Genomic DNA, 16,886 nt, shown 5'->3' on the forward strand with positions numbered 1-16,886 from the left:
GTCTTTTTTGTGACATTTCGATACAATTCGGGATCGCAATCCCGCTATTGGGTTCATGGAAGGGTTTTATGCTCGAAATGTTGATGCAATGGTATCGCCGCCGCTTTAGCGACCCCGAAGCCATCGCCCTGCTGATTATTCTGGTTGCCGGTTTTGGCATCCTTTTCTTCTTTAGTGGGCTGTTAGCGCCGCTGCTGGTTGCCATTGTGCTGGCTTATCTGCTGGAATGGCCCACCGCGCGGCTGGAAAATATTGGCTGTTCAAGGCGTTGGGCGACATCCATTGTGCTGGTGGTGTTTGTCGGTATTCTGCTGCTGATGGCGTTTGTGGTAATGCCGGTTGCATGGCAGCAGGGGATCTACCTGATTCGTGACATGCCCGGCATGCTCAATAAGCTGTCTGATTTTGCCGCCACCCTGCCACGGCGGTATCCAGCGCTGATGGATGCCGGCATCATTGATGCGATGGCAGAGAATATGCGCGCGCGAATGCTCAATATGGGTGATTCCGTGGTGAAATATTCGCTGGCTTCGCTGGTCGGATTACTGACGCTGGCGGTGTATCTGGTACTCGTTCCGCTGATGGTGTTCTTCCTGGTGAAAGACAAAAGCCAGATGCTGAATGCCGTACGTCGGGTGCTGCCGCGTAACCGTGGTCTGGCCGGGCAGGTGTGGAAAGAGATGAACCAGCAAATCACCAACTATATTCGCGGCAAAGTGCTGGAAATGGTTGTAGTCGGCGTAGCGACATGGTTAGGTTTCCTGATGTTTGGCCTCAACTACTCTCTGTTGCTGGCGGTGCTGGTCGGGTTTTCGGTCCTGATCCCGTATATCGGTGCCTTTGTGGTGACCATTCCGGTGGTCGGCGTGGCGCTGTTTCAGTTTGGCCTCGGGACCGAGTTCTGGAGTTGTTTTGCCGTGTACCTGATTATTCAGGCGCTGGACGGCAACCTGCTGGTCCCGGTACTGTTCTCAGAAGCAGTAAACCTGCATCCGTTGGTGATTATTCTGTCGGTGGTTATTTTTGGCGGCCTGTGGGGATTTTGGGGCGTATTTTTTGCCATTCCGCTGGCGACGTTAATCAAAGCGGTGGTGCATGCCTGGCCAGATGGTCAGGTGATTGACGAGCCGTAATTCGCAAATTCCGGCGGCGCAATGTCGCCGGATCTAAACTTGTCTGACCTCTGTACACACTTTCTGAATAATCTCTCCGGGTGTCGTTTTTCTCCGTGTTTGTCTTTAACTTGACCAATGTGATGTCTTTTTTGTCACGCAAGGAATAAGACCAACAGGAGAAAAAAATGGGTCACAGCACGCACACGCAACAAAAAGTGGGATGGGTTGGCTATCTCGCCTTTTTCGTCACTATCATCCTTTTTTCCGGCATGTTTTCGAAAAGTACCGAGTGGTGGCGGGTGTTTGATTTCACCGTCCTCAACGGTGCGTTTGGCAAGGTTAATGCGGCAGGTGAGACGGTGGTTTCTTTTCGCGGTACCGGCGGTATGGGCGCAAAAGATGGATTTCTGTTCGCGCTGGAACTGGCACCTTCGGTCATTCTTTCACTCGGCATTATCTCCGTAACCGAAGGGTTGGGAGGATTGCGCGCGGCGCAACAGCTGATGACGCCGGTTCTGCGACCTTTGCTGGGTATCCCGGGCATTTGCTCGCTGGCGCTGATCGCGAATTTGCAAAATACCGATGCGGCAGCCGGGATGACCAAAGAGCTGGCGGAAGAGGGAATTATCACCGAGCAGGAGCGCGCCATTTTTGCCTGCTGGCAAACCAGCGGTAGCGCGTGTATCACTAACTATTTTTCCTCAGGTGCGGCGCTGTTTACGATGGTTACCGTCCCGGTGATTACGCCACTGGCTGTGATCCTGGTCTTTAAATTTGTCGGTGCAAACCTGCTGCGTCTGTGGATAGCGCAGCTTGAAAATCGCCGCCTGCAGCAGGGGGCTTGAGATGACAACGCAGGTACGTAAGAACGTCATGGATATGTTTATCGATGGCGCAAGGCGCGGGTTTACCATTGCCACAACCAGCTTGTTGCCTAACGTTGTCATGGCGTTTGTGATTATTCAGGCGCTGAAGGTAACCGGGTTGCTCGAGATTGTCGGTCGGGTGTGTGAACCAGTGATGGCGCTGTGGGGATTGCCGGGTGAATCAGCCACTGTGTTGTTAGCGGCGGTGATGAGCATGGGCGGCGGCGTGGGCGTTTGCGCCAGTCTGGTTGTCGCCGGTGCGCTTTCGGGACATGATGCTACGGTATTGCTACCGGCCATCTACCTGATGGGCAATCCGGTGCAAAATGTCGGACGCTGTCTGGGGACGGCGGGGGTTCATCCTCGCTATTACCCGCTTATTATTGCGGTATGCGTGATTAATGCGCTGCTTTCTATTTGGGTTATGCAGGTAATTGCCTGACAAGGAAGGTTATGAACTGTTCAATTCTTAATTTGACGTTGTTCCAGCGTGGACACGTTTACGCGCCAGAAGATTTGGGGCCACAGGATATTCTGGTTTCCGGCGGCAAAATTGTCGCCATCGCGCCGACGATATCTCCTGATGACTTTCCCGGCTGTGAGTGCATCAATCTTGCCGGTGCGATTGTGTGCCCTGGGTTTATCGATCAGCACGTCCATCTGATTGGCGGTGGCGGAGAAGCGGGACCGCATACCCGCACGCCGGAAGTTCGCCTGTCGCGTCTGGTTGAAGCTGGCGTCACCTCGGTGGTGGGATTGCTGGGTACCGACGGGGTCACTCGTCACCCGGAGTCACTATTGGCGAAAACTCGTGCGCTGGAATTTGAAGGCATCAGCGCCTGGATGCTCACCGGTGCGTACTCGTTACCTTCCCCGACCATTACCGGTAGCGTTGAGCGCGATGTAGCGCTGATCGACAAGGTGATTGGGGTGAAATGTGCGGTTTCAGACCACCGCTCGTCTGCCCCGAATACCTCGGTGCTGGCGAACATGGCGGCGCAGTCGCGCGTCGGCGGATTGTTAGGGCAGAAACCGGGGATCAGCGTCTTCCATATGGGCGACAGCCCGCGCATGCTGGAGCCGTTGTATGACATCCTCGCGCATTCGGATGTGCCGATCACTAAGCTACTGCCAACGCATGTTAATCGCGCGGAACCGCTGTTTCAGGCGGCGTTAGCCTATGCGCGCAAAGGCGGCTATATCGACATTACCAGCAGCATTGATGAGCCCGTCGACCCGGCAACGGCTATCGCCACGGCGCTGCGTCACGAAGTCCCGCTGTCGCGTATTACCCTGAGTTCAGACGGTAACGGTAGTCAGCCGGAGTTTGACGAACACGGAAATCTGACGGGCATTGGCGTGGCCGGATTTGAATCACTGGCCGAAACGCTGCGCCAGCTGGTGACGGTTCATGCTATTCCACTGGAGCAGGCACTATGCCCGCTCACGCGCACGGTGGCGGAGTTTCTGGGGCTTGGGCATAAAGGTCGTCTGGCGGTGGGATGCGATGCGGACATTCTGGTGCTCAATGACGCGCTGGAGGTTTATCACCTGTGGGCGAAGGGCAACGCCGTGGTGAAAGAGAAGAAAGCGTGCGTTAAGGGAACGTTTGAGTGATAGCGATTGTGCCGGATGGCGGCGTAAAATCCTCATCCGGCACAACGTACATCAGGCGTTTTCTTTCAGCCAGTTCATCACCACGTCGTGGTGATTGCTGGTTTTGAAATCATCAAACACATGTTCAATCTTGCCGTCGGCATCAATCAGGAAGCTGATGCGGTGGATGCCATCATAGGTTTTACCCATAAATGACTTTTCTCCCCAGACGCCAAACTGCTCGCAGACCTGGTGATCTTCATCGGACAGGAGTGTGAAGTTAAGCACTTCCTTTTCCACAAAGCGAGAAAGCTTCTCAGGTTTATCGGTGCTGATCCCCAGCACTTCGACGCCTGCTTTTTTTAACTGATCCATGTTATCGCGTAAGCCACAGGCTTGTACGGTACAGCCGGGCGTCATGGCTTTCGGGTAGAAATAAACCAGAACACGCTGTCCCTGGAAGTCGGTTAAATTTACTTGTTCTCCGTCTTGATCCGGCAAGCTAAATTTCGGTGCGATATCACCGGCTTTCAGTGGGTTCATTACTTAACTCCATCTTGTTCATCATGCTGTGAGTAATTGACGACGTTAATACTGCCTTGCGCATTGAGTTCTGTACAGAGTGCTTTAAACGCATCCTCAATATTTGCCGAGTCATGTGACGCAGGGCTATGTGCGGTAATTTGAATAAACAGCTGGGCGGCCTTGTCGTTCTCAGCCGGTTGGGTTCGAGAAACCAGTTCGGCAATATTCATATGGTGACTGTCGAAAAGGGCGGTAAAGCGCTCAATCAAATGGGGAGAGTCGGGGACATCAACCTGCACCCATACCGTGGCGGGCATCGCTGGACGAGGGCGTGCGGTCGTGCGCTTCATCACAATCAATAAATCCAGCTCTGCGCCTTTCAACGGCAAGGTTGATTCAATCAAGGTGATGGCATTCCAGGTGCCAGACAACAGCATGATAAACGTAAACTCGTCACCCAGCATGGCCAGTCGGCTGTCTTCAATATTACAGCCACAACTGCTGACATGACGAGTGATGGTGTTCACAATTCCTGGGCGGTCGGCACCCAGCGCAGTAATGACCAGATAGTGTTGCGATGACGATGTCAAACCTGTTCTTCCTTTGAGCGGTGAGGTAATCATAAGGAAAGCATAAAAAAAACATGCATACAACAATCAGAAGGGCTCTGGTCGCTTGCTTTTATTGTCGTACCAAACGTACCATTGAGGCACTTGTTTGCACAGAGGATGGCCCATGTTCACGGGAAGTATTGTCGCGCTTATTACGCCGATGGATGAGAAAGGTAAAGTCTGCCGGTCGAGCCTGAAAAAACTGATTGATTATCATGTCGCCAGCGGCACCTCGGCGATCGTTTCGGTTGGCACCACCGGTGAGTCCGCCACGCTGAGTCATGATGAACATGCCGATGTGGTGATGATGACGCTGGAGCTGGCCGACGGGCGTATTCCGGTGATTGCCGGAACCGGCGCTAATGCGACCGCAGAAGCCATTAGTCTGACGCAGCGTTTCAACGACAGCGGTATTGTCGGCTGCCTGACGGTGACGCCTTACTACAACCGCCCAACCCAGGAAGGTTTGTTCCAGCATTTCAAAGCCATCGCTGAACATACTGACTTGCCACAAATTCTGTATAATGTGCCGTCCCGTACTGGCTGCGATATGCTGCCTGAAACCGTGGGTCGTCTGGCGAAGGTAAAAAATATTGTCGCCATTAAAGAGGCCACAGGGAACTTAAGTCGTGTTCACCAGATCAAAGAGCTGGTTTCAGACGATTTTATTCTGCTCAGCGGTGATGATGCGACCGGGCTGGACTTTATGCAGCTCGGTGGTCATGGCGTGATTTCCGTTACTACTAACGTAGCGGCACGTGAAATGGCTGAGATGTGCAAACTGGCGGCTGAAGGGCGCTTTGCCGAGGCGCGGGTGATTAACCAGCGTCTGATGCCGTTACACAACAAACTATTTGTCGAACCCAATCCTATCCCGGTGAAATGGGCATGTAAGGAATTGGGTCTTGTGGCGACCGATACGCTACGTCTGCCGATGACGCCAATCACGGACAATGCTCGTGATATCGTCAAAGCGGCGCTTCAGCATGCCGGTTTGCTGTAAAGTTTAGGGAGATTTGATGGCTTACTCAGTACAAAAGTCGCGCCTGGCCAAGGTTGCGGGTGTTTCGCTAGTTATGTTGCTCGCGGCCTGTAGTTCTGACTCGCGCTATAAGCGCCAGGTGAGCGGTGATGAATCCTATCTGGAGGCCGCACCGCTTGCTGAGCTTCACGCGCCAGCTGGGATGATTTTGCCGGTAACGACCGGTGATTATAATATCCCGGTGACCAACGGCAGCGGTGCCGTGGGTAAAGCGTTGGATATTCGTCCACCGGCTCAGCCGTTAGCATTAGTCAGCGGCGCACGTACCCAGATTGCTGGTGATACGGCAACGTTACTGGTGGATAATGGTCGTGGTAACACGCTGTGGCCGCAGGTCGTCAGCGTGATTCAGGCTAAAAACTACACCATTACCAAACGTGATGATGCCAGCCAGACGTTGACCACCGATTGGGTTGACTGGAACCGTCTTGATGAAGACGAACAGTATCGCGGGCGTTATCAAATCTCGGTTAAACCGCAGGGCTATCAGCAGGCGGTAACGGTGAAACTGATTAACCTCGAGCAGGCCGGTAAGCCGGTGGCAGATGCCGCGTCCATGCAGCGCTACAGCGCTGAGATGATGAACGTTATCTCTGCGGGTCTGGACAAGACCGCCACCGATGCCGCGAATGCTGCGCAGAACCGCTCTGCCGCCACCATGGATGTTCAGAGCGCCGCTGATGACACCGGCTTGCCGATGCTGGTGGTACGCGGACCGTTCAACGTGGTGTGGCAACGTCTGCCGGCAGCGCTTGAGAAAGTGGGCATGAAAGTGACCGACAGCACCCGTTCTCAGGGCAGCATCGCCGTGACTTACAAACCACTGTCTGACAGCAACTGGCAGGAACTGGGCGCGAGCGATCCGGGTCTGGTATCCGGTGACTACAAACTGCAGGTCGGTGATTTAGACAACCGCAGCAGCATGCAGTTTATCGATCCGAAGGGGCATACCCTGACGCAAAGCCAGAACGACGCGCTGGTTGCCGTCTTCCAGGCTGCATTCAGTAAGTAAAAATAAAGGGCTGGATAACTCCAGCCCTTTTTTTCTGATATGATACGCAAACGTGTGCGTCGGCAGAAAAACGCAATATTTATCGTTATTTCACACCCAGGAGTAATAAAGATGCAAAAGCAAGCTGAGTTGTATCGTGGTAAAGCGAAGACCGTATACAGCACGGAAAACCCGGACCTGTTGGTGCTCGAATTCCGCAATGATACGTCAGCAGGGGATGGCGCGCGCATCGAACAGTTCGATCGTAAAGGCATGGTGAACAACAAGTTCAACCATTTCATTATGACCAAACTGCAAGAAGCGGGCATTCCGACCCAGATGGAGCGACTGCTATCCGATACCGAATGTCTGGTGAAAAAACTGGAGATGGTGCCGGTTGAGTGCGTGGTGCGTAACCGCGCGGCAGGTTCCCTGGTGAAGCGTTTAGGCGTTGAGGAAGGTATTGAACTGAATCCGCCGCTGTTTGATCTGTTCCTGAAAAACGATGCTATGCACGATCCAATGATTAACGATTCCTATTGCGAAACTTTTGGTTGGGTGAGCAAAGAGAATCTGGCACGGATGAAAGAGCTGACCTACAAAGCCAACGACGTGCTGAAAAAAATGTTTGATGATGCGGGTCTGATTCTGGTCGACTTCAAACTTGAGTTTGGCTTGTATAAAGGTGAAGTTGTTCTGGGTGATGAATTCTCTCCGGACGGTAGCCGTCTGTGGGACAAAGAAACGCTGGATAAAATGGACAAAGATCGCTTCCGCCAGAGTCTGGGCGGCCTGATCGAAGCCTATGAAGCCGTCGCACATCGCCTGGGTGTGAAGTTAGACTGATCCTCCCCTGAGCCGGCGATCGCTCTCCGGCTCATCAATTCCCCCCTTATTTGATTACTGTTTCTTATGGTAATCCTGTTCCGAACCGCCTACGATCATCATCATAATGAATAAAAGTTGAGGTGATTATGCGCTGGCAAGGGCGTCGCGAAAGCGACAATGTAGACGACAGACGTAATAGCTCGGGCGGCGGACCTTCTATGGGCGGGCCGGGTTTTCGTTTGCCAAGCGGTAAAGGCGGCATCATCCTGCTGATTGTGGTACTGGTGGCGGGGTATTATGGCGTAGATCTCACTGGGCTAATGACCGGTCAACCCGTTTCGCAGCAGCAATCAACGCGATCCATTAGTCCGAATGATGATGAGGCGGCGAAATTTACCTCGGTGATCCTCGCCACGACCGAAGACACCTGGGGACAGCAATTTGAAAAAATGGGCCGCACCTATCAGCAACCTAAGCTGGTAATGTACCGTGGCGCGACGCGAACAGGATGCGGCGCGGGCCAGTCAGTAATGGGCCCGTTTTATTGCCCTGCCGATGGCACCGTTTATATCGATCTCTCCTTCTATGATGACATGAAAAGCAAGCTGGGCGCTGACGGTGATTTCGCTCAGGGCTATGTCATTGCACATGAAGTTGGCCACCACGTGCAGAAGTTGTTGGGCATAGAACCGAAAGTTCGCCAGATGCAGCAGAATGCTTCCCAGGCGGAAGTGAACCGTCTTTCCGTGCGTATGGAGCTGCAGGCCGATTGCTTTGCTGGCGTCTGGGGTCACAGTATGCAGCAGCAGGGTGTGCTGGAAACAGGCGATCTGGAAGAGGCGCTTAACGCCGCCCAGGCAATTGGTGACGATCGTCTGCAGCAGCAGGGGCAAGGACGCGTGGTGCCGGACAGCTTTACGCATGGCACCTCTGAACAGCGACTTAGCTGGTTCAAACGCGGTTTTGATAGCGGCGACCCGGCACAATGTAATACCTTTGGCAAAGGCATTTAAGATTTTGAGGCAGGGATGTCTGAGAACATAGCGTTGAATGCGTTAACCGAACAAATGGCCCGGGAAGGGATCCGTCGTCTGCTGATTATCAGCGGCGAGGGTCCCTGGCCTCAGGAGCAGGCGTTTGCGCTACAAAGCACATTACCCGGCGACTGGTTATGGGTGGGGGCAACGGCCCCCGCTGAGCCCTGCTGCACGCCGCAGGCGTTGCAAACGTTGCTGGGTCGCGAATTTTGCCATGCGGTCTTTGACGCCCGGCAGGGATTCGATGCCGCGGCATTTGCCGCCTTAAGCGGCACGCTGCGTGCCGGGAGCTGGCTGGTGCTGCTGACTCCCCCCTGGCAGGACTGGCAAACGCATCCTGATGCAGATTCACTGCGCTGGAGCGACTGCGCCGAACCTATCCCTACGCCGCACTTTGTCGAACATTTTCAGCGGGTGATTACCCGTGATGGACAAACCCTGCACTGGCAGCAGCATCAGCCGTTTGCGCCGGTGCATTTTCCCGAGCGTGCTGGCTGGCAGCCGGCCAATGGCGATCCTCAGCCAGAACAGGCGGTAATTTTACAGCAATTGCTGGATATGCCTCCCGGTGTGGCTGCGGTGACCGCCGCGCGCGGCCGGGGAAAATCCGCGCTGGCAGGACAGCTGATATCAAGCATTAACGGGACAGCAATTGTTACCGCACCGGCGAAAGCGGCGACGGATGTGCTGGCGTATTTTGCCAGGGAACATTATCGCTTTATGGCACCAGACGCACTATTAACCGGCAGCGAAACCGCTGACTGGCTGGTCGTGGATGAGGCTGCCGCTATTCCCGCCCCGCTGTTACATCAGCTGGTTTCGCGTTTTCCGCGTGTGCTGTTGACCACCACCGTTCAGGGCTACGAGGGAACCGGCAGAGGGTTTTTATTGAAGTTCTGCGCGCGTTTCCCACATCTTCAGCGTTATGAACTGCAGCAGCCTGTCAGGTGGGCACTGGGGTGCCCGTTGGAAAAAATCGTCAGCGAGGCGCTGGTGCTCGACGACGAAACCTTTTCGCATCCCCCTCTGGGCGATATCCACTTCTCTGCCTTTGAGTCGACCGCCTGGCATCGCAACCCGCATCTGCCGCTGGCGGTCTATCAGCTGCTTTCCGGGGCGCATTATCGTACTTCACCGCTCGATCTCCGTCGGATGATGGATGCGCCCGGCCAGCACTTTCTGCAGGCCTCGGCGGCTGACGCGGTGGCGGGTGCTGTATGGCTGGTCGATGAAGGAGGATTGTCCGCTGAACTCAGCCAGGCCGTTTGGGCCGGGTTTCGTCGACCCAGAGGAAATCTGGTGGCGCAGTCGCTGGCTGCACATGGTGGCGATCCGCTGGCAGCAACGCTGGTTGGGCGGCGAGTAAGCCGTATAGCGGTTCATCCTGCCCGTCAGCGGGAAGGTATCGGACAACAGCTGATCGAACAGGCTCATCGCTATTCCACACAGTGTGACTATCTGTCCGTTAGTTTTGGTTATACGGCTGAACTATGGCGCTTCTGGCAGCGCTGCGGCTTTGTACTGGTGCGAATGGGCAATCATCGGGAAGCCAGCAGCGGGTGCTATACCGCAATGGCGCTACTGCCTGTCAGCGAGTCTGGAAAATACCTGGCTGCAACAGAGCATCTGCGCCTGCGTCGTGATGCTGACGTTTTGGCACTGTGGAACGGCGAGGACCTCCCGATAGCGCCGCTGAGAGAGACTACGCTTAATGATGACGACTGGCTGGCGCTGGCCGGATTTGCCTTTGCGCATCGGCCGCTACTCACATCACTCGGTTGTCTGAGTCGTCTGCTCCTGCACTGTGAACAGCCTCTCCCGGCGCTACGCGGTCGTTTACAGGAGAAATGCAGCGACGCTGAACTGTGCCAACGGCTGAAGGTACCCGGTCGTAAAGCGCTGTTGTTAGTTCAGCGAGATGAGGCGGCGCAGGCGTTAGCCCTGCTGGATGCGACCCGGACGCAATGGCTACAGAATCGCATTATGCAATGGCAATTTTTTCACTAACTTCTTCAATTTCCTGGCATGGTCATTGCGATTAAGCGGCGTAGAATCACTCTTATCAGTTAAGGAGATCGCCATGAAACATGACCATTTTGTTGTTCAAAGCCCCGATAAACCCGCTCAACAGCTATTGCTGCTGTTTCATGGCGTCGGCGATAATCCGGTTGCCATGGGCGAAATTGGTTCCTGGTTTGCGCCGCTGTTTCCGGATGCGCTGATTGTCAGCATCGGTGGGGCACAGCCTTACGGCACCGGCGGTGGGCGTCAGTGGTTTTCCGTGCAGGATGTGACGGAAGAGAACCGCCAGGCGCGCGTTGACGCCATCATGCCGGTGTTTATCGACACCGTACGCTACTGGCAGCAGCAGAGCGGCGTTTCCCCTCAGGCCACCGCGCTGATAGGTTTTTCGCAAGGGGCGATTATGTCGCTTGAGAGCGTCAAGGCTGAACCGGGGCTGGCATCACGGGTGATTGCGTTCAATGGCCGCTACGCCAGTTTGCCGGAGGTTGCGACGACCGCAACCACGGTGCATTTGATTCACGGTGGTGAAGACAGGGTCATTGAGTTGTCTCACGCTGTCGCCGCGCAGGAAGCGTTAATTCGTGCTGGCGGGGATGTGACGCTGGATATCGTCGACGACCTGGGTCACGCCATTGACGATCGCAGCATGCAGTTTGCGCTCGATCATTTGCGTTTTACCGTACCGAAGCACTACTTCGATGAAGCGTTGAGCGGCGGCACACCTCACGATGATGATGTCATTGAGATGATTTAAACGAAAAGCCCGGAAAATGAATGATTTTCCGGGCTTTTAAATTGTACTTACTTCTTAGGTTGGTCTTTGTTCGGCCAATCGTCGTCGTCATCCCATTTATCGTTAAAATCACGATGCGGGGGAAGCTCCGGTTTATTGGCGAGAAATTTCTTATGGTCAACGCGCTTGAGATCTTTGATCACATTCAGCAGTACGCCTACCAGAAACACCAGCACTAAAATCCACCAATACTTTGCCAGCAAGTCCATGCTTATTTCCTCTTGCAGGAACGCTCATCAGGCGACGAGCTGCTCCATGATACGTTGATACATACGGGCAAGCAGCTGCAGGTCGGCGGCATTAACACATTCATTAATTTTATGAATGGTGGCATTGACCGGCCCTAATTCTACTACCTGCGCCCCCATGCGGGCAATAAAGCGCCCGTCGGATGTCCCGCCTGTAGTCAGTAACTGCGGTTTAATTTCATTATAGTGCTCAATGGCGTTCACCACTGCATCCACCAGTTTACCGCGCGCTGTCAGGAACGGTTGACCGGATAGCCACCAGTCGGCGGTGTAACGCAACTGATGCTTATCCAATAGCGCCAGCACCCGGGACTTGATCATTTCATCGTTTAATTCGGTGCTGAAACGGAAGTTGAACTGGATAAACAGTTCGCCGGGAATGACGTTATTGCTGCCGGTGCCAGCCTGAATATTGGCAATCTGCATACTGGTAGCAGGGAAAAATTCATTGCCCTGATCCCACTCGATCTCCACCAGTTCATTGAGCATTGGCGCCGCGCGGTGTACCGGGTTATCAGCCAGATGCGGGTAGGCTACGTGACCCTGCACGCCGTGAATGGTCAGGTTGCAGGTCAGTGAACCCCGACGCCCGTTTTTAACCACGTCACCGACGATTTCCGTACTGGAGGGCTCACCGACCAGACAATAGTCCAGCCGCTCGTTGCGCGCCATCAACGCTTCGACCACCTTAACGGTGCCATTTTTAGCGCTGGCTTCTTCGTCTGAGGTGATTAAAAACGCCAGGCGGCCTTTGTGGTTAGGATGCTGGGCGACGAAGCGCTCGGCTGCGACAACCATCGCCGCCAGCGAGCCTTTCATATCGGCAGCGCCACGCCCGAACAGCATGCCGTCGCGGATCGTCGGTTCAAACGGTGGATTAATCCAACGATCAACATCGCCGGCAGGCACTACGTCAGTGTGACCGGCAAATGCCAGCGTCTCACCTTGTCCGCGCCATGCCCAAAAATTCTGTGTGTCACCAAAATCCATACGCTCAACGGTAAAACCTACCGCGCGCAGGCGTTCAATCATTAACGCCTGGCACCCGGCATCATCCGGGCTCAGGGAAGGACGGCGAATAAGCTGCTGTGTCAGCTCAATAACCGGGCACGACATAGATTACACCTCATTAAAAAACTGCAAATAACTGGATTCACTGAAACCCAGCAGCATAGGCTTACCCGGCTCGCAGAGCAATGGACGTTTGATAATTGCAGGCATTTCAATCATCAACGCAGCGGCGGAAGCCGCATCGGTGATTTGGCTGCGCGTGGATTCATCCAGTTTACGCCAGGTCGTGCCACGCGTATTGAGCAGCGGCTCCCAGCCTAACTCATTGATAAAGGACTGCATGAGCGCGTTGTCCAGACCATCAACGCGATAATCATGAAAGCGGTAGTCGACCCCATTTTCTTCCAGCCAACGTCGGGCCTTTTTAATCGTGTCGCAATTCTTAATACCGTAGAGGGTGATCATTTGAATCCTTATTGACTAATTTTGAATATCTATTCTTTTTCTGATGAATGCGGATAATACATATTGTCATTCAGACGTTATAGAAAAATATAACATTGTTGGGCAATGGTTAATAATAATTCCTGAAAGTTCCAATAATCTGTGCTGAACCACAATTCAGAATTTACCTGCTTGCATCAGCCTGTTTTTCCATCAGAATTGCAAAAGTAGTAGATGATGTATGAATATTTCAAAATATTGCCGTAAGTCACATAAAATTTATGGGTATAGCGCATAGTAATCACACAGGCCCCACACACGGGAGGATGCAATTACAACCATCGGTTAAATTGTCTTCTTTTAATGATGATGATTTCGTAGAATGCCCATAATAATAAGAGAGGTTGTTATGATTGAACGTGAACTGGGGAACTGGAAAGACTTTATCGAAGTGATGCTTCGTAAATAAATTTCTGGCAGATATCCTGATCCCGCAAGGGATAATAAAAAGGCGACTCATTGTAAGTCGCCTTTTTTGTCTCTTATTCAGGCTTCGGCTTCAACGGGAAGCGCCTGCGCACCAGCACAAAGAACAGCGGAACGAAGTAAATTGCCAGAATGGTGGCGGATATCATCCCACCCATTACGCCGGTCCCTACCGCATGCTGACCGCCGGAACCTGCGCCGCTGCTGATGGTCATCGGCAGCACCCCGAAGATAAATGCCAGTGACGTCATCAAAATCGGACGCAAACGCTGGCGACAGGCGTGCAGCGTGGCATCGAGCAGATCGTGGCCTTTCTCGTTCATCTCATTGGCGAATTCAACGATCAATATCGCGTTTTTTGCTGAAAGTCCGATAACCGTTAATAACCCGACCTGAAAATAGACGTCGTTTTCCAGGCCGCGCATCCAGGTTGCCAGCAGCGCACCAATAACCCCCAGCGGCACGACCAGCATAACAGAGAAGGGAACCGACCAGCTTTCGTACAGCGCCGCCAGGCACAGGAACACCACCAGCAGCGAAATGGCGTACAGGGCAGGGGCCTGAGAGCCAGAGAGCCGTTCCTGATACGACATTGCCGTCCATTCGAGGCCAAACCCGGTTGGTAGCTGATGTACCAGCGATTCCATCACATCCATTGCCGTACCGGTACTGACGCCGGGTGCAGCTTCGCCGACGATCTCGACGGCAGAGTAGCCGTTGTAGCGTTCCAGACGCGGTGAACCGGTTTCCCAGCGTGAGGTGGCAAACGCCGAGAACGGCACCATACCGCCGCTATTATTGCGCACGTACCACAGGTTAATATCGTCAGGAAGCATGCGATATTTCGCCGCCGCCTGCACGTAGACCTTCTTCACGCGACCACGGTCCATAAAGTCGTTGACGTAGCTGGAGCCCCAGGCCGTCTGCAGCGTATCGTTGATATCATCAATAGACACACCCAGCGCCTGCGCTTTGCGCTGGTCGATATCAATTTGTAGCTGTGGGCTGTCGTCCAGACCGTTATGACGTACGCGAGTGAGCGAGGTGTCTTTCCCGGCAAGCTCGATCAGTTTATCGCGCGCGGCCATTAACGCGTCATGGCCTGCGCCAGCGTGATCCTGCAATTCCATATCAAAACCGGCAGAGCTACCCAGGCCGCTAATCGCCGGGGGGCTGCTGGCGAAGACGCGGGCCTCTTTAATCTGGTTAAAGGCTTTGGTGGCGCGTTCGATAATGGCAAATGAGGTGCCGGTAGTGGCGTCACGATCGTCCCAGTCTTTTAAGCGGACAAACATGCGCGCCACGTTTTGTCCGTTGCCGCCAGGGCCAGAACCGACGGTCGAGAAGACCGACATGATGTTGTCTTTTTCATGGGTGAAGTAATACTTCTCAACTTCTTCCACCACTTTTAACGTTTGCTGCTGCGTGGAGCCGCTCGGTAACTGCACCGAGGTGGTGAACATGCCGCGGTCTTCCAGCGGCAGGAAGGAGGTTGGTAGTCGCAGGAACAGGAACACCATGCCGCCGAGCAGCAGGCCGTAGATCAGGATCCAGCGCAGGCTGCGATGTAAAATTCTGGCTACGCCTTTTTCGTAACGTTCAGCGTTGCGGTTGAACATCTGGTTAAACCAGCCGAAGAACCCGGTTTGCCCGTGATGTTCGCCCTTATGCAGCGGCTTGAGCAGCGTGGCGCACAGGGCCGGGGTCAGGATCATCGCCACCAGTACCGAGAGCACCATTGCCGAGACAATGGTAATCGAAAACTGGCGATAAATTGCCCCGGTGGTGCCGCCGAAGAAGGCCATCGGGATAAACACCGCCGACAGCACCATGGCGATACCTACCAGCGCGCCCTGGATCTGCCCCATTGATTTACGCGTGGCTTCACGCGGCGAGAGGCCTTCCTCGCTCATGATGCGCTCGACGTTCTCCACCACCACAATGGCGTCATCAACCAGCAGGCCGATCGCCAGCACCATTGCAAACATTGTTAGCGTGTTGACGCTGTAGCCAAAGGCGTAGAGCACGGAGAAGGTGCCCATTAACACCACCGGGACGGCGATGGTCGGGATAAGCGTCGCGCGGAAGTTTTGCAGGAACAGGTACATCACGAGGAAGACCAGCGCGATGGCTTCCAGCAGCGTTTTCACCACGTCGACGATTGAGGCTTTGACGAAGGAGGTGGTTTCATACGCCACCTTGTATTCCAGCCCGTGCGGGAAATATTGCGACAGTTCGTCGAGGCGGTTAAGTACCAACTCCGCCGTCGCCATTTCATTCGCACCGGAGGCCAGTTTCACCCCCAGACCGGAAGCAGGATTGCCGTTAAAGCGGCTGAGGTAGTCATACTTTTCTGCGCCCATTTCGACCGTGGCGACGTCGCCCAGTTTAACTTCTGAACCATCCTGATTCACACGCAGCGTAATCGCGCGGAATTCATCCGGCGTTTGCAGCAGCGACTGAGCGTTGATCGTCGCATTCAGCGCCTGCTTATCCACCGAAGGCGTGCCGCCAAGTTGGCCTACCGCAATTTGCGCATTCTGCGACTCGATAGCATCGGTCACATCTTTGGCGGTCATCTGGACGCTGTTCAGCTTGGCCGGGTCGAGCCAGATACGCATGGAGTATTGTGAACCGTAGGCGTCAATATCCCCCACGCCGTTAATCCGGCTAAGCGGGTCCTGAATATTACTCGCCACGTAGTCGGCGATGTCCTGCTTATCCATTGAGCCATCGGTGGAGACAAAGGCGATGGTCAGGATATTGGTATCCCCGGTTTTACGTACCGTCACCCCCTGATCCTGTACCGCCTGCGGCAGTTTACGCATCGCCGACTGCAGCTGGTTTTGCACCTGCTGCACGGCTTCGTCAGGATCGGTTCCGGCCACAAAACTCAACGTAACCGTCGCCTGACCGGTCCCGCTACTTTGCGAGGACATATACATCAGATTATCGAGACCGGTCATGTTCTGCTCGATAACCTGGGTCACGGTGTTTTCCAGGGTTTGCGCCGATGCGCCAGGGTAGTTCGCGGTGACGCGCACGTTTGGCGGTGCCAGATCGGGATATTGCTCAACGGGCAACGAAAAAATGGCCAGGGTTCCTGTGAGACACAACAGGATAGCTAACACCCAGGCAAAAATGGGGCGATCGATAAAAAAATTCGCCATTAAAAGAGGACCTCGTGTTTCTGCGTATCGTTATCGGTATGACTTGCTTCACTGTAGCGGCAAGGTACGGGCCAAACGTGGAGAAAAAAAGAAGATAA

The 16,886-nt window shown here is 54.1% G+C and carries 17 protein-coding genes; 11 read left to right on the top strand and 6 right to left on the bottom strand.

The window, feature by feature from the left end:
- Positions 1-68: 68 nt before the first annotated feature.
- The 4 genes from JQ822_RS11915 to iadA all read left to right on the top strand — a co-directional run bounded on the left by JQ822_RS11915 (position 69) and on the right by iadA (position 3,598).
- Positions 69-1,133, top strand: a complete 1,065-nt coding sequence (locus JQ822_RS11915) for an AI-2E family transporter (RefSeq protein ID WP_213133639.1) — start codon at positions 69-71, stop codon at positions 1,131-1,133.
- Positions 1,134-1,300: 167 nt separating this feature from the next.
- Positions 1,301-1,960: a nucleoside recognition domain-containing protein gene (locus JQ822_RS11920; protein WP_213133640.1), complete on the top strand. Its 660-nt coding sequence runs from the start codon at positions 1,301-1,303 to the stop codon at positions 1,958-1,960.
- A 1-nt stretch (position 1,961) separates the two neighbouring features.
- Entirely contained in the window at positions 1,962-2,423 is a 462-nt protein-coding gene (locus JQ822_RS11925) for a YjiG family protein (protein WP_213133641.1), read from the top strand.
- A gap of 11 nt (positions 2,424-2,434) precedes the next feature.
- The gene (gene iadA, locus JQ822_RS11930) at positions 2,435-3,598 is read left to right on the top strand and encodes a beta-aspartyl-peptidase (RefSeq protein ID WP_213133642.1); all 1,164 of its coding nucleotides are present in this window, start codon (positions 2,435-2,437) and stop codon (positions 3,596-3,598) included.
- A 51-nt stretch (positions 3,599-3,649) separates the two neighbouring features.
- Here the strand turns inward: iadA and bcp are convergent, their stop codons facing one another.
- Together bcp and JQ822_RS11940 are read right to left on the bottom strand one after the other, a co-directional pair.
- Positions 3,650-4,120 (bottom strand): thioredoxin-dependent thiol peroxidase, encoded by a 471-nt coding sequence (bcp, locus tag JQ822_RS11935; RefSeq protein ID WP_135324785.1) that lies wholly within the window; start codon positions 4,118-4,120, stop codon positions 3,650-3,652.
- Entirely contained in the window at positions 4,120-4,692 is a 573-nt protein-coding gene (locus JQ822_RS11940) for a glycine cleavage system transcriptional repressor (RefSeq protein WP_213133643.1), read from the bottom strand. Before JQ822_RS11940 ends, bcp begins: the two co-directional genes overlap by 1 nt.
- Positions 4,693-4,837: 145 nt before the next feature.
- Here JQ822_RS11940 and dapA point away from each other — a divergent pair, with 145 nt between their 5' ends.
- The 6 genes from dapA to ypfH all read left to right on the top strand — a co-directional run bounded on the left by dapA (position 4,838) and on the right by ypfH (position 11,390).
- Complete coding sequence (gene dapA, locus JQ822_RS11945) at positions 4,838-5,716, top strand: 4-hydroxy-tetrahydrodipicolinate synthase (RefSeq protein ID WP_135324787.1); 879 nt, start codon at positions 4,838-4,840, stop codon at positions 5,714-5,716.
- Between the two features lie 16 nt (positions 5,717-5,732).
- Positions 5,733-6,767 (top strand): outer membrane protein assembly factor BamC, encoded by a 1,035-nt coding sequence (gene bamC, locus JQ822_RS11950; protein ID WP_213133644.1) that lies wholly within the window; start codon positions 5,733-5,735, stop codon positions 6,765-6,767.
- A 111-nt stretch (positions 6,768-6,878) separates the two neighbouring features.
- Entirely contained in the window at positions 6,879-7,592 is a 714-nt protein-coding gene (gene purC, locus JQ822_RS11955; RefSeq protein ID WP_003835086.1) for a phosphoribosylaminoimidazolesuccinocarboxamide synthase, read from the top strand.
- Between the two features lie 128 nt (positions 7,593-7,720).
- A complete protein-coding gene (gene ypfJ, locus JQ822_RS11960) occupies positions 7,721-8,587 on the top strand; it encodes a KPN_02809 family neutral zinc metallopeptidase (RefSeq protein WP_213133645.1) in 867 nt (288 codons plus the stop codon).
- 15 nt (positions 8,588-8,602) lie between these two features.
- Positions 8,603-10,618: a tRNA(Met) cytidine acetyltransferase TmcA gene (locus JQ822_RS11965; RefSeq protein WP_213133646.1), complete on the top strand. Its 2,016-nt coding sequence runs from the start codon at positions 8,603-8,605 to the stop codon at positions 10,616-10,618.
- Between the two features lie 73 nt (positions 10,619-10,691).
- Positions 10,692-11,390, top strand: coding sequence for an esterase (gene ypfH / locus JQ822_RS11970; RefSeq protein WP_213133647.1), 699 nt, complete (start codon positions 10,692-10,694; stop codon positions 11,388-11,390).
- Positions 11,391-11,437: 47 nt separating this feature from the next.
- On the opposite strand, the gene JQ822_RS11975 is transcribed toward ypfH, so the two are convergent.
- The 3 genes from JQ822_RS11975 to JQ822_RS11985 are packed head-to-tail and all read right to left on the bottom strand — an operon-like array spanning position 11,438 to position 13,153.
- Complete coding sequence (locus tag JQ822_RS11975) at positions 11,438-11,638, bottom strand: hypothetical protein (protein WP_096756206.1); 201 nt, start codon at positions 11,636-11,638, stop codon at positions 11,438-11,440.
- A 27-nt stretch (positions 11,639-11,665) separates the two neighbouring features.
- Positions 11,666-12,793, bottom strand: coding sequence for a succinyl-diaminopimelate desuccinylase (gene dapE, locus JQ822_RS11980; protein WP_213133648.1), 1,128 nt, complete (start codon positions 12,791-12,793; stop codon positions 11,666-11,668).
- 3 nt (positions 12,794-12,796) lie between these two features.
- A complete protein-coding gene (locus JQ822_RS11985; protein WP_213133649.1) occupies positions 12,797-13,153 on the bottom strand; it encodes an ArsC family reductase in 357 nt (118 codons plus the stop codon).
- Between the two features lie 388 nt (positions 13,154-13,541).
- On the opposite strand from JQ822_RS11985, the gene ypfM reads away from it, so the two are divergent.
- A complete protein-coding gene (gene ypfM, locus JQ822_RS11990) occupies positions 13,542-13,601 on the top strand; it encodes a protein YpfM (protein ID WP_001386977.1) in 60 nt (19 codons plus the stop codon).
- A gap of 73 nt (positions 13,602-13,674) precedes the next feature.
- Here the strand turns inward: ypfM and acrD are convergent, their stop codons facing one another.
- On the bottom strand, positions 13,675-16,788 hold the full coding sequence (gene acrD / locus JQ822_RS11995) for a multidrug efflux RND transporter permease AcrD (protein WP_213133650.1): 3,114 nt from the start codon (positions 16,786-16,788) through the stop codon (positions 13,675-13,677).
- Between the last annotated feature and the right edge of the window lie 98 nt (positions 16,789-16,886).

The sequence above is a fragment of the Citrobacter sp. FP75 genome, assembly GCF_018342065.1.
Taxonomy (GTDB): domain Bacteria; phylum Pseudomonadota; class Gammaproteobacteria; order Enterobacterales; family Enterobacteriaceae; genus Citrobacter.